Source organism: Haloferax sp. DFSO60, from assembly GCF_046557615.1.
Taxonomy (GTDB): Archaea; Halobacteriota; Halobacteria; order Halobacteriales; family Haloferacaceae; genus Haloferax.
This window is the reverse complement of record NZ_JBKIII010000001.1, coordinates 434278-459431: the sequence shown is the minus strand read 5'-3', so window position 1 is coordinate 459431 and position 25154 is coordinate 434278. Positions and strand designations below refer to the sequence as shown.

Annotated in this window: 27 protein-coding genes; 15 read left to right on the top strand and 12 right to left on the bottom strand. The window is 61.2% G+C overall.

Going from position 1 to position 25154, the window contains the following annotated elements; translation table 11 throughout:
* Window positions 1–31 precede the first annotated feature (31 nt).
* The 8 genes from ACK509_RS02355 (at window position 32) to ACK509_RS02320 (ending at window position 5276) form a co-directional block, all read left to right on the top strand.
* A complete protein-coding gene (locus ACK509_RS02355) occupies window positions 32–943 on the top strand; it encodes a substrate-binding domain-containing protein (protein ID WP_410764895.1) in 912 nt (303 codons plus the stop codon).
* 79 nt (window positions 944–1022) lie between these two features.
* Entirely contained in the window at window positions 1023–2108 is a 1086-nt protein-coding gene (hisC, locus tag ACK509_RS02350; protein WP_410764894.1) for a histidinol-phosphate transaminase, read from the top strand.
* Entirely contained in the window at window positions 2105–2614 is a 510-nt protein-coding gene (locus ACK509_RS02345; protein WP_410764893.1) for an adenylate kinase family protein, read from the top strand. Before hisC ends, ACK509_RS02345 begins: the two co-directional genes overlap by 4 nt.
* On the top strand, window positions 2611–3213 hold the full coding sequence (locus ACK509_RS02340; RefSeq protein ID WP_410764892.1) for a CDP-alcohol phosphatidyltransferase family protein: 603 nt from the start codon (window positions 2611–2613) through the stop codon (window positions 3211–3213). The genes ACK509_RS02345 and ACK509_RS02340 overlap by 4 nt, the downstream gene beginning before the upstream one ends.
* A 35-nt stretch (window positions 3214–3248) precedes the next feature.
* On the top strand, window positions 3249–3686 hold the full coding sequence (locus ACK509_RS02335) for a hypothetical protein (RefSeq protein ID WP_410764891.1): 438 nt from the start codon (window positions 3249–3251) through the stop codon (window positions 3684–3686).
* Window positions 3687–3753: 67 nt separating this feature from the next.
* A complete protein-coding gene (locus ACK509_RS02330; RefSeq protein ID WP_410764890.1) occupies window positions 3754–4275 on the top strand; it encodes a multiprotein bridging factor aMBF1 in 522 nt (173 codons plus the stop codon).
* 104 nt (window positions 4276–4379) lie between these two features.
* Window positions 4380–5024 carry a triose-phosphate isomerase gene (gene tpiA / locus ACK509_RS02325; protein WP_410764889.1) on the top strand — a complete coding sequence of 215 codons (645 nt, stop codon included), beginning with the start codon at window positions 4380–4382 and terminating at the stop codon, window positions 5022–5024.
* A 78-nt stretch (window positions 5025–5102) separates the two neighbouring features.
* A complete protein-coding gene (locus ACK509_RS02320; RefSeq protein WP_410764888.1) occupies window positions 5103–5276 on the top strand; it encodes a hypothetical protein in 174 nt (57 codons plus the stop codon).
* 30 nt (window positions 5277–5306) lie between these two features.
* On the opposite strand, the gene ACK509_RS02315 is transcribed toward ACK509_RS02320, so the two are convergent.
* From ACK509_RS02315 to aroC, 6 genes are all read right to left on the bottom strand, one after another.
* Complete coding sequence (locus ACK509_RS02315) at window positions 5307–6995, bottom strand: helicase HerA domain-containing protein (RefSeq protein ID WP_410764887.1); 1689 nt, start codon at window positions 6993–6995, stop codon at window positions 5307–5309.
* A gap of 259 nt (window positions 6996–7254) precedes the next feature.
* Entirely contained in the window at window positions 7255–8574 is a 1320-nt protein-coding gene (dinB, locus tag ACK509_RS02310) for a DNA polymerase IV (RefSeq protein WP_410764886.1), read from the bottom strand.
* 78 nt (window positions 8575–8652) lie between these two features.
* On the bottom strand, window positions 8653–9081 hold the full coding sequence (lrpA1, locus tag ACK509_RS02305) for an HTH-type transcriptional regulator LrpA1 (RefSeq protein ID WP_410764885.1): 429 nt from the start codon (window positions 9079–9081) through the stop codon (window positions 8653–8655).
* Window positions 9082–9177: 96 nt separating this feature from the next.
* Entirely contained in the window at window positions 9178–10116 is a 939-nt protein-coding gene (locus tag ACK509_RS02300; RefSeq protein WP_410764884.1) for a thiamine pyrophosphate-dependent enzyme, read from the bottom strand.
* A gap of 2 nt (window positions 10117–10118) precedes the next feature.
* Window positions 10119–12014, bottom strand: a complete 1896-nt coding sequence (locus ACK509_RS02295) for a 2-oxoacid:acceptor oxidoreductase subunit alpha (RefSeq protein WP_410764883.1) — start codon at window positions 12012–12014, stop codon at window positions 10119–10121.
* A 200-nt stretch (window positions 12015–12214) separates the two neighbouring features.
* A complete protein-coding gene (aroC, locus tag ACK509_RS02290; protein ID WP_410764882.1) occupies window positions 12215–13372 on the bottom strand; it encodes a chorismate synthase in 1158 nt (385 codons plus the stop codon).
* 136 nt (window positions 13373–13508) lie between these two features.
* Here aroC and ACK509_RS02285 point away from each other — a divergent pair, with 136 nt between their 5' ends.
* Window positions 13509–14012, top strand: coding sequence for a DUF6653 family protein (locus ACK509_RS02285; RefSeq protein ID WP_410764881.1), 504 nt, complete (start codon window positions 13509–13511; stop codon window positions 14010–14012).
* Window positions 14013–14353: 341 nt separating this feature from the next.
* Here the strand turns inward: ACK509_RS02285 and ACK509_RS02280 are convergent, their stop codons facing one another.
* A complete protein-coding gene (locus ACK509_RS02280) occupies window positions 14354–14575 on the bottom strand; it encodes a hypothetical protein (RefSeq protein ID WP_410764880.1) in 222 nt (73 codons plus the stop codon).
* 41 nt (window positions 14576–14616) lie between these two features.
* Complete coding sequence (gene aroA, locus ACK509_RS02275; protein WP_410764879.1) at window positions 14617–15909, bottom strand: 3-phosphoshikimate 1-carboxyvinyltransferase; 1293 nt, start codon at window positions 15907–15909, stop codon at window positions 14617–14619.
* Between the two features lie 111 nt (window positions 15910–16020).
* On the opposite strand from aroA, the gene ACK509_RS02270 reads away from it, so the two are divergent.
* Entirely contained in the window at window positions 16021–17190 is a 1170-nt protein-coding gene (locus tag ACK509_RS02270; protein WP_410764878.1) for a M24 family metallopeptidase, read from the top strand.
* Between the two features lie 29 nt (window positions 17191–17219).
* Here ACK509_RS02270 and ACK509_RS02265 read toward each other — a convergent pair whose 3' ends face one another.
* Together ACK509_RS02265 and ACK509_RS02260 are read right to left on the bottom strand one after the other, a co-directional pair.
* Window positions 17220–17741, bottom strand: coding sequence for a hypothetical protein (locus ACK509_RS02265; RefSeq protein WP_410764877.1), 522 nt, complete (start codon window positions 17739–17741; stop codon window positions 17220–17222).
* A gap of 166 nt (window positions 17742–17907) precedes the next feature.
* The gene (locus tag ACK509_RS02260; RefSeq protein ID WP_410764876.1) at window positions 17908–18756 is read right to left on the bottom strand and encodes an SDR family oxidoreductase; all 849 of its coding nucleotides are present in this window, start codon (window positions 18754–18756) and stop codon (window positions 17908–17910) included.
* A 127-nt stretch (window positions 18757–18883) separates the two neighbouring features.
* On the opposite strand from ACK509_RS02260, the gene ACK509_RS02255 reads away from it, so the two are divergent.
* The 3 genes from ACK509_RS02255 to surE are packed head-to-tail and all read left to right on the top strand — an operon-like array spanning window position 18884 to window position 21944.
* Window positions 18884–19654, top strand: coding sequence for a prephenate dehydrogenase (locus ACK509_RS02255; RefSeq protein ID WP_410764875.1), 771 nt, complete (start codon window positions 18884–18886; stop codon window positions 19652–19654).
* A 36-nt stretch (window positions 19655–19690) separates the two neighbouring features.
* Window positions 19691–21094: a small ribosomal subunit Rsm22 family protein gene (locus tag ACK509_RS02250; RefSeq protein ID WP_410764874.1), complete on the top strand. Its 1404-nt coding sequence runs from the start codon at window positions 19691–19693 to the stop codon at window positions 21092–21094.
* Between the two features lie 58 nt (window positions 21095–21152).
* On the top strand, window positions 21153–21944 hold the full coding sequence (gene surE, locus ACK509_RS02245; protein ID WP_410764873.1) for a 5'/3'-nucleotidase SurE: 792 nt from the start codon (window positions 21153–21155) through the stop codon (window positions 21942–21944).
* Here the strand turns inward: surE and ACK509_RS02240 are convergent.
* The gene (locus tag ACK509_RS02240) at window positions 21941–22189 is read right to left on the bottom strand and encodes a hypothetical protein (RefSeq protein WP_410764872.1); all 249 of its coding nucleotides are present in this window, start codon (window positions 22187–22189) and stop codon (window positions 21941–21943) included. The two genes, surE and ACK509_RS02240, sit on opposite strands and share 4 nt — an antisense overlap.
* Before the next feature lie 90 nt (window positions 22190–22279).
* Between ACK509_RS02240 and ACK509_RS02235 the strand changes: the two genes are divergently transcribed.
* Together ACK509_RS02235 and hisH are read left to right on the top strand one after the other, a co-directional pair.
* Entirely contained in the window at window positions 22280–23086 is an 807-nt protein-coding gene (locus tag ACK509_RS02235) for an aminoglycoside N(3)-acetyltransferase (protein ID WP_410764871.1), read from the top strand.
* 75 nt (window positions 23087–23161) lie between these two features.
* Window positions 23162–23803, top strand: a complete 642-nt coding sequence (gene hisH / locus ACK509_RS02230) for an imidazole glycerol phosphate synthase subunit HisH (RefSeq protein ID WP_410764870.1) — start codon at window positions 23162–23164, stop codon at window positions 23801–23803.
* Here the strand turns inward: hisH and ACK509_RS02225 are convergent.
* The gene (locus tag ACK509_RS02225) at window positions 23800–25074 is read right to left on the bottom strand and encodes an FAD-dependent monooxygenase (protein WP_410764869.1); all 1275 of its coding nucleotides are present in this window, start codon (window positions 25072–25074) and stop codon (window positions 23800–23802) included. The two genes, hisH and ACK509_RS02225, sit on opposite strands and share 4 nt — an antisense overlap.
* Between the last annotated feature and the right edge of the window lie 80 nt (window positions 25075–25154).

The following is a 25154-nucleotide window of genomic DNA, read 5'->3' as shown; positions in this document are numbered from 1 at the left end:
AGTTTACGATACCGGATTCGAATACCGACCAATGCGACGGCGTCGATACGTGCAAGCAATGAGCGCACTGGGGGTTGGCGGGACCGCTGGGTGTCTCGGTGGTGGCGGTGGCGGTCGGACTCTCGAAACCGACACGAGTCCGTCTTTCGACGCCGAACTTTCGGACCTCGTACTCGCAACCGCGACGACGGCGTACGACACGGGCCTTCTCGACGAACTCAACGCATCGTTCTCCGATAGCCTCGGCATACAAGTCAAGACACTCGTACAGGGAACAGGTGCGGCGCTCAGAACTGCCGCCAACGGCGATGCCGACGTGGTAATCGCCCACGCGCGAACGTCAGAAGACGAGTTTCTTCGCGCCGGATACGGTCTCAATCGCCGCGAGTTGATGCACAACGATTTCCTCGTCGTCGGCCCCGAGTCCGACCCAGCAGGTGTTGCGTCGGTCGGTAACGACCCCGAAGCGGCGTTCCGCCGAATCGCCGAAACGAAGTCACTCTTTCTCTCGCGCGGCGACGACTCGGGAACGCACCTCAAAGAACAGACGCTCTGGGCGCGTTCGAGTGCATCTCCCGGCGAAAGGTGGTATCAGGCGACCGGTGACGGGATGGGCGATACGCTCAGACAGGCGAGCCGCCGCGACGCGTACACGCTCGTTGACCGCGGGACGTTCAGTGTGATGGCGGACGAGAACACTCTCGTCGCGTACGTCGAGGGGCCGCTCGGCGATGGCCCAGAGATTCTGCGAAACGACTACGGCGTCATCGTGTCGAATCCGGCGCTCCACGACGTGAACTACATGGGTTCGATGGCGTACGTCGGGTTTCTCACCGGGCCGGTCGGACAGTCGATTATCCGAGCGTTTGGCGAGGAGACGCTCTTCGTCCCCGACGCGCTGGACGAGATGCCGCCGTTCGGGCAGTACGTCCCGCGAGACTAGTAGGGTGACAGACGGCCCTCTTTGACCAACTCGGCCCAGAGTACGCACCCTTAAGAACCGCGACCCGTATCCTTCGACCATGCAACCACGGGACCTCTCCGCCCACGCACCGTACGTGCCCGGCCGAGGCACAGAGGAGGTCGCCCGCGACCTTGGACTGGACCCCGAGGACTTGACTAAACTCTCGTCGAACGAGAACCCACACGGGGCGAGTCCGAAGGCAGTCGAAGCAATCGAAGCGGCCGCACCGACGGTGAGCGTCTACCCGAAGACCGCACACACCGACCTCACCGACGAACTCGCTGAGAAGTGGGACCTCGAATCCGAACAGGTGTGGGTCTCACCCGGCGCTGACGGCTCTATAGACTATCTGACGCGAGCGATGCTCGAACCCGGCGACGAGATTCTCGAACCACACCCGGGCTTTTCCTACTACTCGATGAGCGCCCGGTACCACCACGGCGATGCCAATCAGTACGAAGTCTCGAAAGCCGACGATTTCGAGCAGACCGCCGACCTCGTCTTGGACGCTTACGACGGCGAGCGCATGGTCTACCTGACGACGCCGCACAACCCCACCGGCGCGCTCTTCCCGACCGACGAAATCACGAAACTCGCCGAGAAAGTCGATGACCACACGCTCATCATCGTGGACGAAGCTTACGCCGAGTACACCGACGAACCCTCGGCTATCGACTTGCTCTCGGAGTACGACAACATCGCCGTCCTTCGAACCTTCTCGAAGGCATACGGTCTCGCCGGACTCCGAATCGGCTACTCCTGTGTGCCGGAATCGTGGGCCGACGCCTACGCCCGCGTGAACACGCCGTTCGCCGCCAGCGAAGTCGCCTGTCGCGCCGCGCTCGCCGCACTGGACGACCCCGAACACGTCGAAAAGTCGGTCGAATCCGCGAGTTGGGCACGCGACTACCTCCGAGACGAACTCGACGTTCCGACGTGGGAGAGTGCCGGAAACTTCGTCCTCGCGGAAGTCGGCGACGGAACGGAAGTGTCACAGGCCGCCCAGCGCGAGGGCGTCATCATCCGCGACTGCACGAGTTTCGGCCTGCCCGAGTGCGTCCGAATCTCCTGCGGCACCGAAGAACAGACCAAGCGCGCCGTCGAAGTCCTCAATCGAATCGTCTCGGAGGTGCCGACGGCGTGAGAGTCGTCGTGACCGGAACGCCCGGAACCGGAAAGACGACGGCGACGGCACGCGCCGCCGACCAACTCGACCAGTCGGTCATCCACCTCAACCAACTCGTGAAAGACGAGGGTCTGTGGACCGAGCGCGACGAAGAACGCGATACCCTCGTCGTCGATATCGACGGCGCACGTGACCACCTCGGCGACTGGGACGGCATCCTCGAAAGCCACCTCGCACACCACTTCGAAGCCGACCGCGTGGTCGTCCTTCGCTGCCGACCCGACCTACTCGAAGAGCGCCTCATCGAGCGCGGCGAATCGGAGGCGAAAGCCAGAGAGAACCGTGAATCCGAAGCTCTCGACGTGATTCTCGGCGAAGCAGTCGAGTTCCACGGTGAGGACTCAGTTTACGAAGTAGACACGACCGACCGCGACCCAGACGACGTAGCCGACGAGCTCGTCGCCATCGTCGAAGGTGAGCGCGAACCGAGCGCCGGAACGGTGGACTTCCTCGAATACCTATGACGTTAGACCAATACCGCGATACCGCCGACAGACTCCTCGTCCCGTTCGTCAGCGCCGCCGATTCGGTCGGTCTCTCGCCGAACAGCGTGAGTGTCATCGCCTTCGGATTCGCCGCCGCGGCCGGTGGCGCGTTCGCGCTCGCCGAACCACTGTGGTACGCACTCGGCGCGATATTCGTCTTCGTCAATGGCTGGTTAGACCTCGTTGACGGCGCGCTCGCCCGCGAACAGGGCGTCTCCTCCAAGGCGGGCGACTTGCTCGACCACGTGCTGGACCGCTACGCCGACATCGTCATTCTCGTCGGTCTCTCGGCCGCAAGTGGGTCGTTCATCCTCGGCCTCGCCGCCGTCACGGGCGTCCTCATGACCTCGTATCTCGGGACGCAGATTCAGGCAGTCGGTCTCGGCCGCGCCTACGGTGGATTGGTCGGGCGTGCCGACAGGCTCGCACTCATCGGCGTCGTCGGCGTCGTCTCCGCCGTCTTCCCCGGTGCGGTTGGCGGCTTCACCCTCGTCGGCTGGTTGCTGGTGTTCTTTGCCATCATCGGCCACTTCACCGCACTCCAACGCTTCTGGGGTGCGTGGAGCGACCTGGCATAAGAAGAACTATTCTTTGCTCGTGGGTGGGGTGAGACGTGCCCTCCACCCTCGTTGCTCTATTCGAGTACCTGACGTTCGCGTTCGTCCCGATGCTCGTCGTCGTCTCGACGTCGATGTGGGTCTCGCAAAATGCGAAGGCTCGTGGCTATCGCTTCCCGAACGTTCTCGGTGTGATTCTCGCGCTCGTTCCGATTGGACTCCTCGCGTATCTCATCTCGTTCGCCCCGAGTACCCACCGCGAGTCTCCGCCGACACGAGCAGAACGTGGCGCGCTGACGGTCATGCTGGCCGGAGTAGCGGCGTATCTCGTCGGGACGGTCGGTCTACCACCAGACCCCTACACACAAGGCGCTGGATTGACGCTCACGTACATCTGTTTGCTCCCGATTTCGCACCTCGTCGTGTATCGGCGAGGATATCGTCGCGTGGCTGACCCACTTCGAACCGCAGCGTCACAACTTCGCGGGCGATAGTCTCTCGTCATTCGATTCACTCGCCGCTGGCGTGCCTTTTATACGCGGCGGGACGGTACGTGAAGGTATGCCTCAGTGCGAGATGTGTGGCTCCAACCAAGCCTCTCTGAAGACTGTGAAGGTCGAAGGCGCAGAACTGCAACTGTGTGACAACTGCGCCCAGTTTGGCACGGAGGTCCGCACCGAGTCGACTTCCAGTGCGAGTTCGAAGTACTCTACTTCCTCGTCGAGTGGGAAGGCCAAACGCTCGTCTGGGTCGTCTTCGTCCTCGTCGTCGAAGAAGCGGCGTCGCCGCGACATGTTCGACGACATGGAAGAGATTGCGACGGACTACGACACCCGAATCCGACAGGCACGCGAGTCTCGAAACCTGAGCCAAGAGGACTTGGCGAAGTCGCTCAACGAGAAGGCGAGCCTCATTCGGAAAATCGAACGCGGTGACATCATGCCCCCGGACAGCGTCCGAAAGAAAATCGAACGCAAACTCGATATCTCGCTCGTCGAAGGAGCGAGCGACGACGACTCCGAGTGGTCCAGCGGCGGTAGTCAGAAGACCACCCTCGGTGACGTGGTCAAACGGAAAGACTGAACGAACGTCTCGTTTTTCATAATTATTTTATTCTAATCCGCCGCGAGTGGCAACGTCGGCCCCGAAAACCAATTTATTAGTCACCGCAGGTCCCAGACAGATGTGTGTTCATCCTGGTCAACCTCAAGGCCTATCCGTGCGACCCTATCGAAGTAGCAGAAGCCGCGCGCGAGGTGAGCGAGGCGTCCGGCGTCCGCATCGCCGTCTCCCCGCAAGCCGCCGACATTAGCCGCGTCGCCGACACGGGCGTCGAGACGTGGGCCCAGCACGTGGACCCCAACGGCCACGGGAGCCACACTGGGAGTACGCTCGCCGAAGCCGTCGCCGAAGCAGGCGCGGTTGGCACGCTCATCAATCACTCCGAAAAACGCCTGAAACTCGCCGACATCGACGGCTCGGTACAGGCCGCAGAGCGCGCCGGTCTGGAGACCTGTGTCTGTGCGAACAACCCCGCCCAAACGGGCGCTGTCGCCGCACTCGGCCCTGACTCGGTCGCTGTCGAACCACCCGAACTCATCGGTGGCGACGTGTCCGTGTCCACCGCCGACCCCGACATCGTCCGCGACGCTGTCTCGGCCGCCGACGACGTTGACGAAGACGTCGATGTGTACTGCGGTGCTGGCGTCTCCACCGGCGACGACGTGATTGCCGCCGGTGACCTCGGTGCGACCGGTATCCTTCTGGCCTCCGGTGTCGCCAAGGCAGACGACCCGCGCGCCGCGCTCGAAGACCTCGTTTCGGGACTGTAAGCAGGCAGTCTCAGTTTTTCTCAGACGCTCCGGTCGTCAGCAGATTCATCTCTTCGACGTGTGTTGCTTGCAAGTGAGATGAGCGACGGTCAGGACTCCGACGAGGGAGACGGACAACAGATGGGAGTTGGCATCGCAATCGGGATGGGCGCTGGCGTCGCACTCGGTGTCGCGCTCGACAACATCGCAGTCGGTATCGCACTTGGCGTCGCGATTGGCGTCGCGATGGGCACCGCGCTGTCGAATCAGTAACTAAAGAACGAGAAACAGCGATTTCGACCCTTATTCGTCGTCTGCGTCGTCGATAAACGACTGTTCGATTGCTTCGACAGTCTCTCTGAGTTCGTCTTCACCGAGCAAGTCGGCGTACTCGTCGCGGACGAGGCTTGGAAGTGCGTACTCGTAGAGACCGCGTCCCGCGTGTCGGATGAAGCCTGCTTTTCTGAGCGGGCGGTTTCGACTGTATGCGACCGCTTGGTTCGCGGTTTCACCGGCAGCGACGTGCGCGCTCAGTGGGTCCGACACCCCGACTTCACGATAGTGGGCGAGCATTTCGAGATGCACCTCGCTGAGGACACCAACGACGCCGGTCATTCGGTCGACGACGTCACGTCGAGACTGTGCACCAGGTGCGGGTTGCAGGTCGGCAGGTTCGAAATCGCCCATGTCGAATGCATCGTCCCACTCGTCACTCTCGCTCTCAGGAATGAGTCCGTGCGTCGGCCACGCCGGGCCAGCAGGTGGTTCGAGTGGTGGCCGAGAGGCAGGTTCGTTGTACGCCTCAGCGACGTCATCATCGCCAATTTCACCCTCTGTCGCTCCCTCCTCGGCACTTCCGTTGTACTCCGCAAGCGCGGCCTGTTTCTCTTCGGGGCGGTTGAGGTTGCGCCCCTGTCCACCGTGATACGGCGCTTCAGCCTTTCGAAACATCGCCTGAGCGAACTGGTCTGCCATCCGCGAGAGGTCGCGCGCTTCTTCGAGGTCACGTTCGAGTTGGCGAATCTTCGCTTCGCGCTCTTCGAGTTTCTGGCGAAGGTCCGCAACTTCGCTCTCACGGCGCTGTTTTTCGTCCGAAATGCCGCGGAGGTCGGAGACGAGGTTGCCGTCGATAGATTTCAAATCGGGGCGCTCGAAATCGTCTAGACCGGGCGTCGCACCCGCGTCGAACGTCTGCTTTTTGTGGAACTGGACGCGCCGAATCGACTCGGACCAGTCGGTGACGAGGAATCCCTCGCCGTTACCCATATCTTCGATGGCGTCGGCGTACTCTGACCCCAAAATTCGTCCGACGACTTTCGTATCGTTTCGCCACGTCAGGCGGTGCCAGACGAGCCAATCACACTGCGTGATGAAGTCCTTTTTCACGTCGGCGGGGCGCTGTGAGATGCCGACGACACCCAACCCGTGTTTGCGCCCGCGCTTGCCGATTTTGATGAGCATCTTGCCCGCTTCGTCCATCCCGCCCTTCTCGGGAATGTACTCGTGGCACTCTTCGATGAGCATCAAGAAGGGCTTCTTCAGTTTCTTCTCCTTGGCGAAGAGGTGTTTGGCGACTTCCGTCACCAACTCGTCGGCGGCGGCATCGTCGAGATAGCCCGAGACGTCGAGAATGATGGGGACGTTCTGCTCTAAGGCGAGTGTCGCCAGTCGCTCGGCGTGTTCGGGACTGACCTGAATGTCACACTCGTCGTCTGCGCCTGCGTGCAGAAGTTCGAACTCCTGTTTGAGTCCGTAGTACTCGCCGTCCGTATCGACGATAAGTACCGGAAAGTTCGACGAGAGCAACTTTTCGATGATGACCGACGCCGTGTTCGATTTTCCGGACCCGGACTTCCCCGTGACGAACCCTCGTCCCGTGAGAATATCGACGACAGGCAAGTTGACCGTCGTTCCCGGTTCCTCTGTTCCCTCTCCCCCTGGGCCGTCACTAATCTCGGCAACCGAGATGGTTTCCGTGTCCGAATCCGTCATCCGGTTTTCTTCTCTGTCTCGGGGGGCATAGTTCCTGCCCTCTACAGACAGTGAAACTTTATCACACACCCGAGTTAGTTCGGAGTATGACAAGAGGGCGCAGAGGCATTACCATTCTCCACGTGGATGACGATGACGCGTTCGCCGAACTCGCCTCGGGCGACGTTTCGTAGGCACAGGATGTCGTCCATCCCGACTACAACGGCGGTGGGTAGAAAGAAACTCTCACCAGCACCGGGTTTGACCCCGACGCAGCAACTTAGTCGAACTCGACTAACGACGACTGACCGCGACGTTTCGAGCGCGAGGCCGTCGTGTCGTCTGTCTGTCCACGCTCTGAATTGGGTTCTGTGTCGCCAGCGTTCGATTGTTGGTCCATCTCGTCAGAGTCGCTCCATTCGGTCGCAGCGTCCCACCCATCGAGACTCGACTGGTCAGTCTCGGCGAACGAGAGGTTCGACACGCGGACGCCGAGTTTTCGAACACGAGTCTCGGCGAACTCTTCGAGGAGGTCGAAGGCGACAGATTCCACGAGGTCTGGGTCGTCTACCGGGCCTGGAAGTGACCGCGCACGAGTGTTACTCTCGAACGGCGGGACGATGACTTTGATACCAATCGTTCGGTACATCGCCCCACGTGAGCGTGCTCTGTCGGCCACGTCGCGGGCGAGCGCCCGAACGACCTCTTGTTTGTCTTCCATCTCAGTCGTCGGTTCGGTGAACGCAGATTCTCTGGAGAGGCTTTTGGGTCGGCCAGTCGGCGTCACCTCTCGGTCGTCCATTCCCTTGGCGCGTTCGTGGAGTTCGCGGCCGCGTGACCCGAATCGAGATTCCAGTTCCGAGGCGTCAGCGTCGGCGAGGTCACCGGCGGTTTCGATGCCGAGTTCGCCGAGTTCACGGGCGGTCACCGGCCCGACGCCGTGGACGTCGTGGACGGAAATTGGCGCGAGAAACTCACGGACTTCACCGGGGCGAACGACGGTGAGGCCATCGGGTTTGTCGAAATCAGAGGCGACTTTCGCGGTGGACATGTTCGGTGCGACACCGATGGAGGCGGTGACACCGACCTCGCGTTCGATTCGCTGTTTGACGTACCGCGCGTAGCCCTCTGCGAGTGTTCGGTCGCCCGAGGGAGCGAAGTCCCACGCCGTTCGGTCGGTTACGTCGAGGTAGGCTTCGTCGATGCTCACCTCGCGGATAACGTCGGCACATTCCCGGAGGATGGCTTTCACATCGGCGGCGACTTCTTTGTAAAAGTCGATATCGACGGGGCGGTAGTAGCCCGCCTGCTCGGGGTCGTCGTCGGGGTCGATATCTTCGAGTCGGGGGAGGCGGTCGAGTGCTTGTGAGATGGGTTGGGCGCTCTCGACGCCGAACGCGCGGGCTTCGTAACTCGCAGTGGCGACCGCGCCGTGGCCTTCACCGGGTTCGTAGCCCATGCCGACGACGAGCGGTTCGCCCACGAGTTCGGGTTCGCGCAGTCGCTCGCAGGCGGCGTAGAAACAGTCCATATCGACGTGGAGGACGATACTGTCGGAGCGGTCGTCAGGTTCCGTCCCCGGCAGTGTCTCTCCGGCCATTGTATAGTAGAAGAACCCGAGGCAACCTGAAAGTTCAGATAGCGCAGTGAAAGTAAACCGACAGAGGGTCTTGGAACGTTACTTGAGGCGCTCTTGGAGGAACGACGGGTGAGCGGCGGTGACACCGTCGATAGAGAGAATTTCGTCGGAGATGACGCCACCCAGTGCATCACCGTCGGGCGCACGAACTTCGGCCATCAACATGTGGTCACCCGAGGAGGTGTAAAGCGACTCGATGGCTTCGAGGCCCTTGAGCGCGCGCGTCGCTTCCACATAGCGCTCGCTCGCAACGTCGATACCGACCATCGCAATCGACTGGCCTGCGAGTTTCTTCGGGTCGATATCGGCCGAGTAACCGATGATGACTCCGTTTTCTTCGAGTTTTTGAATGTACTTTCGGACGGTGGGCTTCGAGACACCCGCCCGCTCGGCAATCTCCGCATACGACGCTTTCGCGTCTTGCTCTAAGACCGCGAGTATGCGACCCTCTGTAGCGGTCGAATCCATAGCCGTGTTTTTTCACACGAGAGAAAAATATCTTCCGGAAACGCAAAGCCTTCTCAGTTACGTTAAAACCGGCCCGAAAGCCGGAAAGAATTCAGGTTACTTGTGCTTCGAGAGGAACGAGTCGAAGGAACGCTCCCACTCGTAGTCCTCGTCGAAGTAGCGCTCGACGAGCGGTTCTTCCGGAATCTCGCCGATGCGACGCTTTTCCTGCTGGTAGGACGGGCGCTCGGAGTCGACGTAGTATCGACCGGTGAGAACCTTGCCCTCGTGGAGTGCGTCTTCGGTCTGGAACATCATCTCTGCGGCCTCCGAACGGTTCGTGTTGTCGAAGTCGTAGTCGTCGGAGTCGTTGATGTCGATGTACGGGACGTACTGGCGTGCGTCCTTGTTCCAGGTCGGACACTGGGTCAGGAAGTCAACGTGCGAGAAGCCGTCGTGTTCGATTGCTTCGACGATGATATCCTTCGCCTGGTTCGGGTTCACTGCCGCCGTGCGGGCGACGTAGGACGCGCCTGCGTTGAGCGACATCGAGAGTGGGCGAAGTGGCTGCTTGGCCGAGCCGTGAGGCTGGGTCTTGGACTTGTGGCCCATCGGCGACGTCGGGGAGGTCTGTCCCTTCGTGAGGCCGAAAATCTCGTTGTTGAACACGATGTACGTGATGTCGTGGTTCTCACGAGCGGTGTGCATGAAGTGGTTGCCACCGATACCGTAGCCGTCACCGTCACCGCCAGCGGCGACCACAGTCAGGCCGGGGTTCGCGAGCTTCGCCGCGCGGGCGATAGGCAGCGAACGGCCGTGGATGGTGTGGAACCCGTAGCTGTTGAAGTAGCTGTTGAGCTTACCGGAACAGCCGATACCGGTCGTAACCATCATCTCGTCGGGCGACAGGCCGAGTTCGGCCGCCGCACCCTTCAGTGCCTTGAGGACACCGAAGTCACCACAGCCAGGACACCACGTCGGCTGGGGTTCGAGTCCGGGCGTGAACTCGTTCTGGTCTTTCTCCGTTTCTTCACCGATTGCGCTGAATGCACTCATAATTATTCACCCACCTTTGGGACGAACTTCGTGCGGCTGTGAGGAAGCTCCTCGCCGCTGAGGAGGCCCGTCTCGAAGCCTTCGACGATTTCGGCAGGCTCGAACGGGTTACCGTTGTACTTGAGGAGACTCGACATCTTGTCGCCGTACTGGCCGAGTTCCTTCTGTGCGAGGCCACGGAACTGTGCAGAGGCCGTCATCTCGACGACGAGCGCCTCGTCGACGCTGTCGAGGAAGGCCGCGAACTGTTCCTTCGGGAATGGCATCATCTCGGAGACGCCGTAGACCTTGACCGAGTGGCCGTTGTCGTTGAGAACGTCGGCTGCCTCTTCGACGGTACCCTGCTGGCTCCCGAACGTGATGAGACCGTACTCGGCGTCTTCCGGACCATAAACCGTGTTGAAGTCGTCGTCCGCGTCGAGTTCGGCACGGATGGAATCGACCTTCTGCATGCGGCGGTTCATCTGCGCGACGCGGTTCTCGGGAGATTCCGAGATGTGACCGGCGGGCATGTGTTCGTTACCCGATGCGAGGTAGCGACCACCCTTCTGGCCCGGCAGCGAGCGCGGCGAGACGCCGTTCTCGGAGTCGTGGCGGAAGCGGTGGAACTTGCCCGACTCGTCGTGCGGCGCGTCTGCGATTTCGGCTTCCGTCAGGACGGAACCGAGGTCGGCGTTCGGCTCTTCGTCGAAGACCGAAGCCGGGACGTTCGTGAGTTCGCCACCGAGCTTCTGGTCGTACAGGACGATTGCCGGAATCTGGTACTCGTAGGCGAGCTTGAACGCTTTACGCGTCTGGTAGTACGCCTCGGCGGCGGTACCGGGTGCGAAGACGACGCGGTGCGAGTCGCCCTGCGAGGTGTACAGCACGTGTTCGAGGTCGGACTGTTCTGGCTTCGTCGGCATACCGGTCGAAGGACCGGCGCGCATGGCTTCGACGAGGACGAGCGGCGTCTCACTGATCTCTGCGAGACCGAGTGGCTCGGACATCAGCGAGAAGCCACCGCCGGACGAACCGGACATGGCCTTCGCGCCAGCGTGCGACGCACCGATTGCGAGCGCAGCAGCGGCGATTTCGTCCTCCACCTGCTCGGAGATGCCACCGAGTTCGGGGAGGTTCTGGGTCATGATGGTGAAGACTTCCGTCCACGGGGTCATCGGGTAGCCCGCGATGAAGCGGCAGCCTTCGTCGATTGCACCGTAGGCAATCGCGTCAGAGCCAGAGAGAAGCACCTGTTCTTCGTCGTGTTCGCCCGTCGGGACCGAGACGTCAGGTGCGTCGATGTCGAACTCTTCTTGGACCATTTCGTAGGCGTCGTCGAAGACTTCGAGGTTGGGTTCGAGAATCTTGTCAGGCATCGCGTCCGACATCAGGCTCTTGATGACGTCGGGTTCGATGTCTGCGATAGCACAGGTGACTGCGACACCGGCGGTGTTACGCATGACCTCACGGCCGTGTTCACGGGCGATGGTGCGCAGGTCGATGTCGTAGACGTGCCAGTTGTTCTCCTCGACGCGCTCGTCGAAGTTCTCGATTTCGGATGCGTCGAGCAGGCCGGAGTCGTAGACGATGACGCCCCCTTCGTTGAGTTCGTCGAGATTCTCCGAGAGTGGTTTGATCTCCTCGTTGCCGTAGTAGGCACCTTCGCTCGGGTTGCGTGCGAAGGAGTCACCGAGCGAGAGAAGGAAGTTGTATCCGTCACCGCGCGACTTGACGGGGTCCGCACTGACGCGGACTTCCGTGTACGTGTGGCCACCACGGATGCGCGATGGATAGTGTCGATGCGTGAAAACATGAAGCCCTGCTCGCATCAGGGCTTTTGCGAAGTTCTGGCTGGTCGAGGCGATGCCGTCCCCGGAACCTCCTGCGATGCGCCAGATAAGTTCGTGGTCAGTCATAATTTGAGCTCACGGCCCCGCTGGGGCACTATTAATGGATTTGGAGGGGGCTCGATTAAAGACTTTGCTATGGATTAACAAGGAAAGATAATGAAGGACTTAATATTCTTAATTTGCTCAACTCATTCTCAGATAAAAGTGGACAATCCGTAAGTTAGGAACAATTATAATATATAAGCCTTACTCGAAAGAGAGTTATTTCATTCGTTTTCGGGACTCGACGGGTGGTATGGCGTGTCGTATTCACCCACTTGTCCATCGAGTCGGTCGGGGTTTATACGGCCTGAGAGCAACATAAAGTCGAGAATCGTCGCATAGAGCATCGCCTCGACGACGGGAACACCACGCGGTGGCAACACTGGGTCGTGGCGGCCAACGACCTGAATTTCCTTCTCTTCGCCGGTCTCCCAATCGACCGTCTGCTGCTTCTTCGGAATCGACGTTGGCGCGTGCAGGGTCATCTCACCATAAATGGGCTGACCGGTGGTGATGCCACCCTGAATGCCGCCATGTTTGTTGCCGACAGGAACAGGGTCGCCGTCTTCGTCGAACTCCCAGTTCTCGTTGCGGTCGGAACCGGTCCACTCGCGGGCTTCACGACCCAGACCGAACTCGAACGCCGTCGTCGCCGGAACAGACATCATCGCCTGTCCGAGACGGGCCGAGAACGAGTCGAACCGTGGCGCGCCAAGTCCGCGCGGGACGCCCTGCGCTTCGAAGTAAATCGACCCGCCGATGGAGTCGCCTTCCTTCTGGTACTGCTCGATTGCTTCCTGCATCTTTTCGGCCGTCTCGGGGTGGCCACACCGAACGTCGTTCTCCTCGCTGTGTTCGAGAATATCCTCGAACGAGACCGGCGGCGCTTCGATATCGCCGATTTGGTTCACGTGCGCCTTCACCTGAATGTCGTACTCACTCTGTTCGAGGACTTGCTTTGCGACCGCACCGGCGGCGACCCAGTTGACTGTCTCGCGCGCGGACGAGCGACCGCCGCCACCCCAGTTACGCGTGCCGAACTTCGCGGAGTAGGTGAAATCGCCGTGCGAGGGGCGCGGCGCGGTCACGTAGGGTTCGTACTTCCCCGAGCGTGCGTCCTTGTTCTGGACGACCATGCCGATAGGTGTCCCCGTCGTATAGCCGTCCTGAATGCCGGAGTTGACGACGACAGCGTCGGGTTCGCCGCGACTCGTCGTTATCATCGACTGGCCGGGTTTGCGTCGGTCAAGTTCCTTCTGTATCTCCTCGACAGAGAGTTCGACGCCCGCAGGGATGCCCGAGAGGGTGACACCCATGGCCTCACCGTGGCTCTCGCCGTATGTGGTCATCCGGAAGAGACGACCGAATTCGTTCCCATTCATTACCCGCCCTCGGGGGGCCGGACATTTAGTGTTTGTAGAAAGGTGCAATGCTGGTCGGGAGTGTGCAGTGATGGGTGTCGATGGTCTGACTCACACACGCGCATGAACTGATTATCCCCCCACGCCTACGTTCTGTATGTCCATTCTCTCACTCGGCGTCCGCGACCGACTCGAATCGACGTTCTGGGAACGACACGCAAATCCGTGGAGCGCAGGGACTCGAATCCTCGCGTACCCAATCTTGATGTACGCCATCTACCGACGAGACGCGAAGTTGCTCGCGGCCACCACGGCATTCCTCGCCGTCAACCCGATTTTGTTCCCGCGTCCAAAACGGACCGACAACTGGCTCAGTAAAATCGTCCTCGCCGAGGAGGAGTGGCTCGGTGCGGGCAACAAGACGATGGGGCTGGACTACCCCAATATCCTCAACGTCATCAACATCCCCGTGACTCTCTACGCGTTCGTCTCCGCCATCCGGCGCAAACCAGTCGGAACCGCACTCGGCACGCTCGGCGTCATGGTGTTCAAACTCTGGTGGACCGATGCAATCGTGAAAGAGACGGGCGTAACGGGGTACGGTCCCGAGGACGCCGACTCGAACGCTTCGGGAAACGTCGAGAGGTCTTCTGGGTCGTAGGTATGGGGCACCGTCCCTCCGTTCGGAAACGGCGTGACCTGATGGGTCTCCACGCCAGCGGCCTTCAGGTCGGGGTAGATACGTTCGGCATTCGCGATGTCTTCGTACTCCATCCTCTCCGGTTCTGTCCCGTCTTTTCGGAGAAACGGCAACGTCTCGAATTGTTCGTCTACCTCTGGTTCGTAGAGGTTCCAGCCGACGGCACCGTGTTCCGACGTGAGAGCGCCCGAGTGGAACGTATTCATCGCGGCAGCGGTTTCAGAGGGTAGATACTCGTCAACGGTGTCACCCGACCGCCGTGTTCGAACGCCCGAAGGAGTGGTGTGTAACTGCGTGCGCCATCATTGTGCGAGGCCGAATCCATCGACGAGAAAGACGACGACGCGGGAAACATCGTCGTACCCGTCGATTGCGGCGGCGGGGAGTTCCGGGCCAACCGCTGCGCCGAGGAGCGACCCGATAGTCCCCGGAATCCGAGAAAAGCACCAGTCGTCGTACGCAGGAAAGAGAAATCCATCCTCCAATTGGCGGTCACGCAACGACGACTGCGAGAGTTCAGCCATACACGGTCGGCGTTCGAGTCGGCGAAAAATCTTCCGTCGTTTCAGTTCTCTGTAACGTCCGCGCCGAGTGCCGCCATCGACTCGAAGAAGTTCGGGAACGACACATCCACGTGTTCGCTCCCGGCAATCGTCGTCTCGCCTTCGGCGACGAGACCAGCGATGGTGAGTGCCATGACGATTCGGTGGTCGCCGCGGCCGTCAACGTCGGCACCGACGAGGTCGGTCTGGCCGCCGTGAATCGTGAGTCGGCCGCGCTCTTCGGTGACGTGCGCGTCCATCTTCGCCAGTTCTTCGGCCATCGCCGTCACGCGGTCGGTCTCTTTGAAGCGGACGTGTTCGCAGTTCTCGATTACCGTGTCGCCGTCGGCAATTGCACCGAGCGCGGCAATCGTCGGCAAGAGGTCCGGCGTGTCGCCCACATCGACGGTGGTTCCCGAGAGGTCGGCGACAGAGACGGTGAGTTCGCCTGCATCTTCGTCCCACTCGACGTCTGCGCCCATGTCACGGATGATATCGACGATTGCAGTATCGCCCTGTGCTGATGGGCGGGCACCTTCGATGACGACCGAGCCGCCTTCTTCACCTGCGGCGGCACCCGCCGCGAGGAGGTACGAGATAGAGGAGAAGTCGCCCGGAACGTCGTACTCGCCGCCTGCGGGCCGGTACGATTGACTGCCCGAGACAGAGAATCCAGTGTCAGTCATCGTCGTCTCGATACCGTATTCGGCGAGGAGTTCGAGCGTGATTTCGACGTACGGTGCGGACTTGAGTTCCGTCGTGAGTTCGATGTCGATTCCTTCCTCGGTGACTGCTCCGGCCATCAGCAATGCTGAGATGTACTGCGAGGACACGTCGCCAGGAATCTCCACCGTCCCGCCAGCCATGCCATCGCCGACGACGAGCGGTGCTTGTCCGTTTCGGCGGGTGCTCTCCGCGCGCCCATCGAGGTCGAAGACGGCCTCCAGAAGCGGGGCTTGCGGGCGCGACCGAAGCGAGTCGTCGCCGGTGAGGACAGTCAAATTCTCTCCGAGTCCGGCACAGGCGGTCACGAGTCGCATCGTCGTCCCCGAGTTCGCACAATCGATGACGTTGTCCGGGGTGTCAGGGCGACCGTCGAATCCTTCGACGTCGATGGTTTGGCCGTCGCGTTCGACGGTTCCACCGAATGCACTCACCGCACGCATCGTCGCCTTCGTGTCGGCGCTCACGAGCGCGTTTGTGACCGTCGCGCTGTCGCTGTAGCCTGCGGCGAGAATCGCGCGGTGTGTGTAGCTTTTCGATGGGGGCGCTCGTGTGATTCCCTGCACACGAGACGGCGAAATAGTGACGTCCATACGCGGGGGGTTGTCGAGTGGGCCTATCAGGGTACCGACCGCGGCGATGTTCTCGGACGTGGTTCGTCCCCGACGGGAGCGTTTTTCTACCAACCCGCCGAACCCCGGATTATGGAACCTGATTTCTCGGCACTTACCGAGTCGCTCGGCGAGGCAGATGGCTATCTCATCGAGGCCGCGGGCGACGATTCGAACCAGGTGTATCTCTCTGGATTCGACGCCCCAGACAACTTTCACACCCTCTACACACCCGAGGGCGTCCACCTCCTCGTCTCCGCACTCGAATACGGTCGCGCAGTAAAGGAGAGTCGCGCCGATACCGTCACGCGACGGGCGACCTACGACTCCATGGAGAACTACAAGGAGTACGGCCCGGTCGTCGGGAACGCCAAGACCGTCGCCGCGTTCCTCGCCGACAAGGGCGTCGAATCGATTGCCGTCCCCTCGGACTTCCCGGTCGGAACCGCCGACGCGCTCCGCGAGGACGGCGTGACCGTCGAACCCCAGCCGGAAGACGTCATCAAGAACATCCGGGCGGTCAAGAGCGACGAAGAACTCGAGTACATCCGCGACGCACAAGACGCGAACGAAGCGTCGATGCAGGCCGCAGAAGACCTGATTCGTGCCGCCGATGTCGAAGGCGGTGTCCTCTACTACGAGGGCGAACCGCTGACCAGCGAGCGCGTCAAAGAGGAAATCGAAGTGACGCTGCTGCGTCACGGCTGCGCACTGGACGAGACCATCGTCGCCTGCGGTGCTGACGCCGCCGACCCGCACAACCGCGGCAGTGGGCCGCTCGAAGCGGGCGAGGCCATCATCATCGACATCTTCCCGCGCGACAAGGAGACGAAGTACAACGGCGATATGACGCGAACGTTCGTCAAGGGCGAACCCTCGGACGAGATTCGTGAGTGGTTCGAACTCACCGAGCGTGCGCTTCAGGCCGCGTTCGACGCGACGAAACCGGGGGCAACCGGTGCCGACGTACACGATGCGGTGTGTGACGTGTACGAGGAAGCGGGCGAGAACACGCTCCGTGCCGACCCGAACGCCGACACGGGATTCATTCACAGCACGGGCCACGGTGTCGGCCTCGACGTCCACGAATATCCAAACGTCAGTCAGGTTGGTGAAGAACTCAAGCCCGGCCACGTCATCACCATCGAACCCGGTCTGTACGACCCCGAAATCGGTGGCGTCAGAATCGAGGATATGGTCGTCGTCACCGAAGACGGCTTCGAGAACTTCAACGACTATCCGGTCCAGTTGGTCGTCGAGTAGTCCGAAAAGTCAGCCGAAGGAGTATCGAATCAGTCCAACACGTCGCTCGTGTTGTTGGTGCTGTCCGTGGTGGAACCCGGATTCGCCCAGTCGGCGTTCGCCTCCCGCCACTTGACGAGGAGGTTCTCTAATGCGTCGCCAGTCTTTGGCGTGAGGACGCCAGCGGCCTGTCGAACGACCGTTCCGTCTTCGATGAGCATCGCGTAGATATCGCCCTCACCGAGTAAGCCGAGTCGGCGCTGGAGTGCGGTCTTATCGACACGAGTGACGAGCGCGTTTTCGTGGGGGCGACTCCGTGCCGCACCGGGAGTCATTCCGCCCGCCATCGGTGGAACCATGCCGCTTCGTCCGCCGAGGACGAGCAGTTCGTAGTATTCGAAGTGGTCGTAGGTCTCTGCGAGTTCGTTCGCATAGCCACGCCACGACCCGACCAGCGATTGCTGTCGACGGTCGAAACTAATCAGCAGGAGATTCTGCCCTCCTGCAAGGTCGTCCGGAAGGACGACTTTGTTGCCGCTTGCATCGCGCGTTGGGAGCCGAGGGAAGTCCATTGATTAGGCGTAAGTTATTGCAACGTTTCGGTCGAATGCCGATTCTGAAAACCGGCGCATCGTCCCGCGGAAAACCTGTTGGACCGCGAGAACGACACGTAAACTCATTACAAGTGTTCTCGCGTTAATGCTAATAAGTCTCTTGGCCCCACTCTCACGTTCGATATTAAGAGCGTTCGTAGGTGGTATCGAATAACCACGCCGAGGTTGGCCCGGGTTCAGCGCCTTCGACCACGGCGTACTGCGAGAAGTCGTCGATGCCTGCCTCGGACAGGATATCCTCGTCGTAGAAGGCGTGCCCCGTACATTCGGTGGGGTCGCGCGAGAGGATTTCGGTGAGCGCGTCGCACATAATCTGCGGTGTGCGCCAGTCCTCGGGCGCGCCCAACCCGAAGTGCCGCGTCGCCTCTGATTCGATTGCCGCGACGGGCCAGAGTGCGTTCACCGCGATTTCGTCGCTGTCGAGTTCTGCTGCGAGCGACTGCGCGAGGAACGTCATGCCGTACTTCGAGAGCGCGTAGGCGGCCTTTCCGGGCGCGGGCGTGGCCGGAAGCGGCGGCGAGAACGTCACGACGTGAGCGTGGTCGCTCTCTTTGAGGTACGGCAGGGCGGCGTACGTCGTCGCGTACGACCCGCGGGCGTTCACGTCCATCAAGAGGTCGAACCGCTTCGGCGGCGTGTCTTCGAACGGCGCGAGGTGAATCGCGCCAGCGTTGTTGACCACGAAGTCGATGCCACCGAAGGCTTCGACCGTCTCCTCGATTGCGAGTTCGATAGATTCGTCGTCGCGCACGTCGAGTTGGCACCAGATAGAGTTGCCACCCATCTCGCGAATCTCTTCGGTCGTCTCGACGATCGTTCCGGGGAGTTCGTCGTGTCCTTCGACTGTCTTCCCCGTCGAAACGACGTTGACGCCGCGCTCGGCGAGGTCGAGTGCGATTGCCTTGCCGATACCACGACTCGTGCCGGTGATGAAGGCCGTCCGACCCTCGAAATCCACATCATCGAATACCATAGATACGAGTTGTCAATCAGTTACTTGATGATTGGTGCACTGGGAGTGCGTTCAATCGGGTTTGTCGCAGGAGGCGTGTACGAGTGCACCGATTGCCTTTTGCGTCGCCCGCGTCCACACGATAGCGATGGACCTGCTCGTCGTCGGTGCTGGGGCTATGGGCCGCTGGTTCGGCCACACAGTCGATTGCAACCTCGCGTTCACCGATGTCAATCCCGATGCGGCCACCCGCGCAGCAGACGCGCTCGGCGGCCGAACGGTCCCACTCGACGGCGACGAGCAGTTCGACCTCGTCTGTCTCGCGGTTCCGATGGAGTACACCGCCGAAGCGGTCGAGACCCACGCCCACCGCGCCCTCGGCGGCATGTGTGACGTAACCGGGTCGATGGCGACGCCACTCGCCGCGATGCGCACACACCTCCCCGAGCGCGAACGATTCAGTTTGCACCCGCTCTTTGCGGCGCGAAACGCTCCCGGCAACGTCGCGGTCGTCTCTGATGCTTCCGGGCCGCTCGAGGACGAGGTGCTGAACTCACTCGATACCGCGGGCAACACCGTCTTCGAAACGAGTGTCGAAGAACACGACGAGGCGATGGAAACCGTACAGGCTGCCGCACACGCCGCCGTCCTCTCGTTCGGTCTCGCCGCAGCGGACGTACGCGAAGAGTTTTCGACACCCGTTTCGAGCGCCCTCGACGCCCTCGTGGAGACGGTTTCGGCCGGAACCCCACGAGTCTACGCTGATATTCAAGCGACGTTCGGCGACGGGTCCGTGCGAGTTGCAGACGCCGCCCGCGACATCGCCGAAGCCGACCCCGAAGCGTTCGCCGCCCTCTACCGGCAGGTCGCGGAGGCCGCAGACGAGCCTTCAGACGACCACCCAGACAGAGACCACTGAGTACCACCCGATGACGAGTTTGACGACGATTTACCGATGATAGACAAAGACGCTGTCCGAGCCAACGCGAAGTACCTCCGAAACGTTCGCCCAATCGACCCCGACGAGATTGCAGAGTACATCGAAGGCGCACCCCACCCCGCACTCGTCAAACAGGCGCTCCGAGAGGAAGCCTACGACCTGCGCCTTCGTGAGCGAGAAGACGGGACGTTCGTCCCCATCGAAGACGGCCCCGCCCCACGTCCGGGGTGGAGCCCCGAAGCCTTCCCCGAAGACTACTCGTTCGCCGTCGAAGACCTCCTCGTCCGGCGCTACGGCGCGAACTGGCACGTCGGCGAGTCTGGTGACCGTCTTCGAACTCGCGTTCGGCAACTGAAAGAGGACTACTATCGCGGAAACCCCGTCGAGTACGACGAAGACGCCGCACTCGGGTACGCAATCTACCACCTTCCGGACTACTACGCCGCCGTCGGCTACGTCCTCGACGACCTCGCCGAGAACGGTCTCCTTCCTCGTGTTCTTCGCGTCCTCGACGTTGGCGCGGGAACCGGTGGCCCCGCACTCGGACTCCACGACTACTTGCCCGACGATGCACTCGTCGACTATCACGCACTCGAACCAAGCGAGTCCGCCGATGTACTCGAACACATGCTCAACGAGACGGGTCTGAACTTCCGGACGCGAATCGTGCGAGAGACCGCCGAGGAGTTCGAACCCGACGGCGAGTACGACCTCATCCTCTTCGGGAACGTCCTGAGCGAACTCGACGACCCAACTGCCGTGGTCCGAAAATATCTCGATTCGCTCGCCGACGATGGCTCGCTGGTCGCACTCGCACCTGCCGACCGAAACACGAGTATGGAACTCGCGGAAGTCGAGCGCGAAGTCGCACCCGCCAATGGCGACATCAGCGTCTACTCGCCCAGACTCCGCCTGTGGGACGGCTATGCACCCGGTGACCGTGGCTGGTCGTTCGACGTCAAACCCGACCTCGATATTCCCGCGTTCCAGAAACGACTCGACGAAGGCCGCGAGAGCGACGAAGACGAAGGGACGTTCACCAACGTGGACGTACAGTACGCGTACAGCATCCTCCGAAAAGACGATGCCCGTCGCCGCGACGCTCGTGCCAGTGCCGAGCGATTCGCCAAGATGGCGGAGATGGAGCGCCACGTCACGAACCGCATCAACCTCTTGGCGGTCAAGCTCAGCCACAACCTCTCGGAGGGGAAGAACCAACTGTTCAAAATCGGCGACGGAAGCGAGAAAGTGGACCACTACGCCGTCCTCACCCACCAGACGATGTTGAACGAAGACTTGGCACGCGCCGACTACGGCGACATCTTGGTGTTCGAAAACATCCTCGCGCTCTGGAACGACGACGAGGAAGCCTACAACCTCGTCGTTGACGACAACACCATCGTCGATAGAGCGGCCTGAGTCGCCCCACTCCGCCGCGACACGTGGCTTTTTGCGCGTTCCCTCCCCAGTCGCACTCATGAGCGACCGTTCTATCTTGTTGACGAACGACGACGGTATCGAGAGCGTCGGGTTTCGCGCCCTCTACGACGCCCTTTCCGAATTTGCCGACGTAACGGCTGTCGCACCTGCAACCGACCAGAGCGCCGTCGGCCGCAAGATGTCGAACGACGCCGTCGTCGTCGAACACGAGATGGGATACGCACTGGAGGGGACGCCTGCCGACTGTACGGTCGCCGGTCTCGAAGCCCTCTGTCCCGACGTGGATATGGTCGTCTCCGGTATCAACAAAGGCGCGAACATCGGTGCCTACGTCCTCGGACGGTCGGGAACCGTCAGCGCCGCCGTCGAAGCCGCGTTCTTCGACGTGCCCGCAATCGCGCTCTCACTCTACGTTCCCGGCAACGGCGAGACGCCGTGGCACGAGCAAGCCACCGACCCGCGAGACTACCGAAACGCCACACGCGCGGCGACCTACTTCGCCAAACACGCCGTCGGCGCGGGCGTCTTCGGCCAGTGTGACTACCTCAACGTCAACGCGCCCATGTACGACTCGGACGCGGGGCCAGCAGATATGCAAGTCACCGAACCCTCGGAGATGTACGACATGACCGCCGAGTACGAAGAGGGTCTCGTCAGGCTTCACGACCGAGTGTGGGAACGGATGCGCGATGGAGACATCCCAGACCCCGAAGGAACCGACCGCCGTGCCGTCATCGACGGCTACGTCTCGGTATCGCCGCTCACGGCACCACACACGACCCGCCGCCACGAAGCACTCGACGCGCTGGCAGAGACGTACCTCGATTAATCGGTCTTTTCACTGATTGGGGCGTCGTGGAGGACTTTGTGTACGAGTGCGACGATGCCGACGAGTATTCCAGTGATACCGAGAAGGATTCCGAGTACCCCGAGTGCGAGCGCAACTCCTCCCATCCAGAACAGCACGAAGGAGCCAAGGGTGACGAACCACCCGCCGACGATGACGGCGTAGAGTTTCAGCGGTTCGTCTTCGGTGGCGTAGGCGAGGGCTTGCCCAGCGGAGAGTTCGGACATACTCGAACGATTCGAACCCACCGCATTATCGTTTCGGCTCGTTGACCCGTTAACAGAAAACTCATACCAAAACCGAGAGACGGCGGAAATATGACCGAAGCAGACGCCATCGACAAGGTCGATGACCCCGTCACTATTTCGACGCTCGTCTCTGATTTCCAAGACCTCGGCGTCAACGCGGGCGACACCCTCCTCGTTCACTCCTCGTTGAGTTCGCTCGGCTGGGTTGCAGGCGACGCACCTGCGGTGGTCGATGCCCTCCAAGAAGTCCTCACCGAAGATGGGACGCTCGTCATGCCGACGCACTCCTTCCAGTACAGCGACCCGGAGTGGTGGGAGAGCCCACCCGTGCCCGACCACTGGGTCGAGATCATCCGCGAAGAGCGACCACCTTTTCGCCCCGAGGTGACGCCGACTCGCGGCATGGGCGCGATTCCGGAGTGTTTCAGAAACTACCCCGGTGTCCTGCGAAGTAACCACCCAACGTCATCGTTCGCCGCGTGGGGTGCGGGTGCCGAAGAGGTCACGAGCAATCACAGCCCGAGTTACGGACTCGGCGACGAGTCACCACTTGCCCGTGTCTACGACCGTGGTGGGAAGGTACTTCTCCTCGGCGTCGGCTACGACCGCAACACGTCGCTCCATCTCGCCGAAATGCGAGCGGATATCGACCTCGAAGAAGTGAACTACGCGTTCCCGCTCGTCCGCGATGGTGAACGTGTCTCTGTCGAATACACGGATGTCATGACCAACACCGAAGATTTCGAGGCAGTCGGTGCGGCGTTCGAAGCCGAAATCGGTGCGACGAAAGGCGAGGTCGGTGCGGCCGAGTGTACGCTCATCGACCAACCCGCGCTCGTCGACTTCGCGGTTTCGTGGTTCGAATCGAACCGGTAAGTCGGCTCAGGGTCTCGTCGCGGTCACTATTCCCCCGATGCGAACCCCTATAGTTCGCGCCAGCAAACGAGCGCTGTGAAGGTTACTATCATCGACTACGGAGTCGGCAACCTTCGGAGTCTTCAGCGCGGCCTCGAACGGGCCGGAGCGACCGTGACGGTCTCCGACGACCCGGAGGAACTCGCCGCAGCCGACGCCCTCGTTCTCCCCGGTGTCGGCGCATTCGAAGAGTGCATTCGCAACTCCGAACCGTTCCACGACGTGCTCATCGACGCCGCCGAAGACACCCCAATTCTCGGCATCTGCGTCGGGCTACAACTCCTCTTTACCGAGAGTACAGAAGGCGCGCCAGAAGGCGAGACAATCGAGGGACTGGACTTGATTTCGGGTCGCGTCGAACGACTCCCGAACGACGAGGTCAAAGTCCCCCACATGGGATGGAACGAACTCACCATCGAGTCGGACCACCAACTCGCAGAGGGCATCGACGACGACGATTACGCCTACTTCGTCCACTCCTTTGGGTCGCCTCGCGCAGACCACACGATTGCCTCCTGCGACTACGGGTTCGACTTCGCCGCGATGGCCGTAAACGAAGCAGGAAACGTCATGGGAACGCAGTTCCACCCCGAAAAGAGCGACGAGACCGGTCTTCGCGTCCTCGAAAACTTCGTCCGCTACGCAAAGGCGTACAACGCCCCGCAGGCGACGAACTAATCCACGAACCGACTCGTCTCGACTGTCACACGGTCCGGGCCGAACGCGAACCGCTCGATGCCTTTTCTGAGCGTTTTCGAACGAGGAATTACCTTCGACGCCGCGACAGCGAGCAGGCGAATCAGCGACGGCGGGAGTTTGTCACCGTGATTGACGAACAGTGAGAGCGACCCCTCCGAGCGTCGTTGGAGACCGATTATCTCTTCGATGACGGGGCGACGACGAGATTCGTAGGACGCGAGCGCCGATGCCGAAATCACGCCGTCGTCGCCCGCGAACTGCTCGTCAGCAAGTGCATCAGTGACAACCTCGTGAGCGACGGCGGCGTCCTGAATGGCGAGGAAGTTCCCTTGTGCGCCGACTGGGGAGGCGACGTGTGCGGCATCGCCGATGAGCAAGAGGCCGTCTCGAACCCACTCGTCGGCGATTCCTGGTGAAATGTTGAGCAGCGAACACTGGTCGAAACTCGTCAGGTGCGCATCGAGTGCGGGCTTAATTCGCGGGTCGATATCGGCGAGTTGCTCGCGGAATGCGTCGATTCCCGCTTCTCTGACTTCCGGATAGGTTCCCTTCTCGATGAACCACCCGACCTGTAACTCTCCGCCACCGACGCCGAAGTAGAGCAACAAGCCCTCGCGTTCGATTCTCCCTTGACTCGCCGCGCCGACTTCTTCGGACGGGAGTTTGAACCAGATGAGTTCGAGTGACGACTCGGACAGACCGGGGTCGATTTCCGCGTTCGAGCGAACCGACGAGAACCGACCATCTGCACCGACGACGAGCGACCCACGGAACTCGATATCCACGTTGCGGGCGCGGTCGTGGGCGCGAACGCCGACGATGCGACCATCTTCCGAAATGAGGTCCGCGACGGTCGTCGCTGGATAGAACGAGAATTCGTCGTAGGCGCTCGCCTCCTCGACGAGGAGTTCTAACAGCGCGGGTTGCTCCATGAGCAAGGCGTACGGGTAGTCGGTGTCGAGAACGTCGAAATCGAGGACGTGAACCGGTTGGCCGTAGAGCATGACCTCGCCGCGGCGAACCGTCTCGTGGTCGAGGCGGAGAATCTTCGGGAGCAACCCCATCTGTGCGAATAGTTCGACTGCACCGGGAGTGTAGCCGAACCCACGGAATTCCCGGTCGAAATCGGCGGCCCGTTCGACGAGCGCGACGTCCACACCGCTTCGGGCGAGAAGATAACTCAAGACCGTCCCGCCGGGACCGCCGCCGACTACGATGACATCTGCCGTCTCAGTTTGTTGTGTGCTCATAGATTCGGCGCGAAATCGATGCGCCGCTACGCGATTCTACGATGGGAGTGGCAATAAATTGAGGCGAGAGTTGAGAGAAT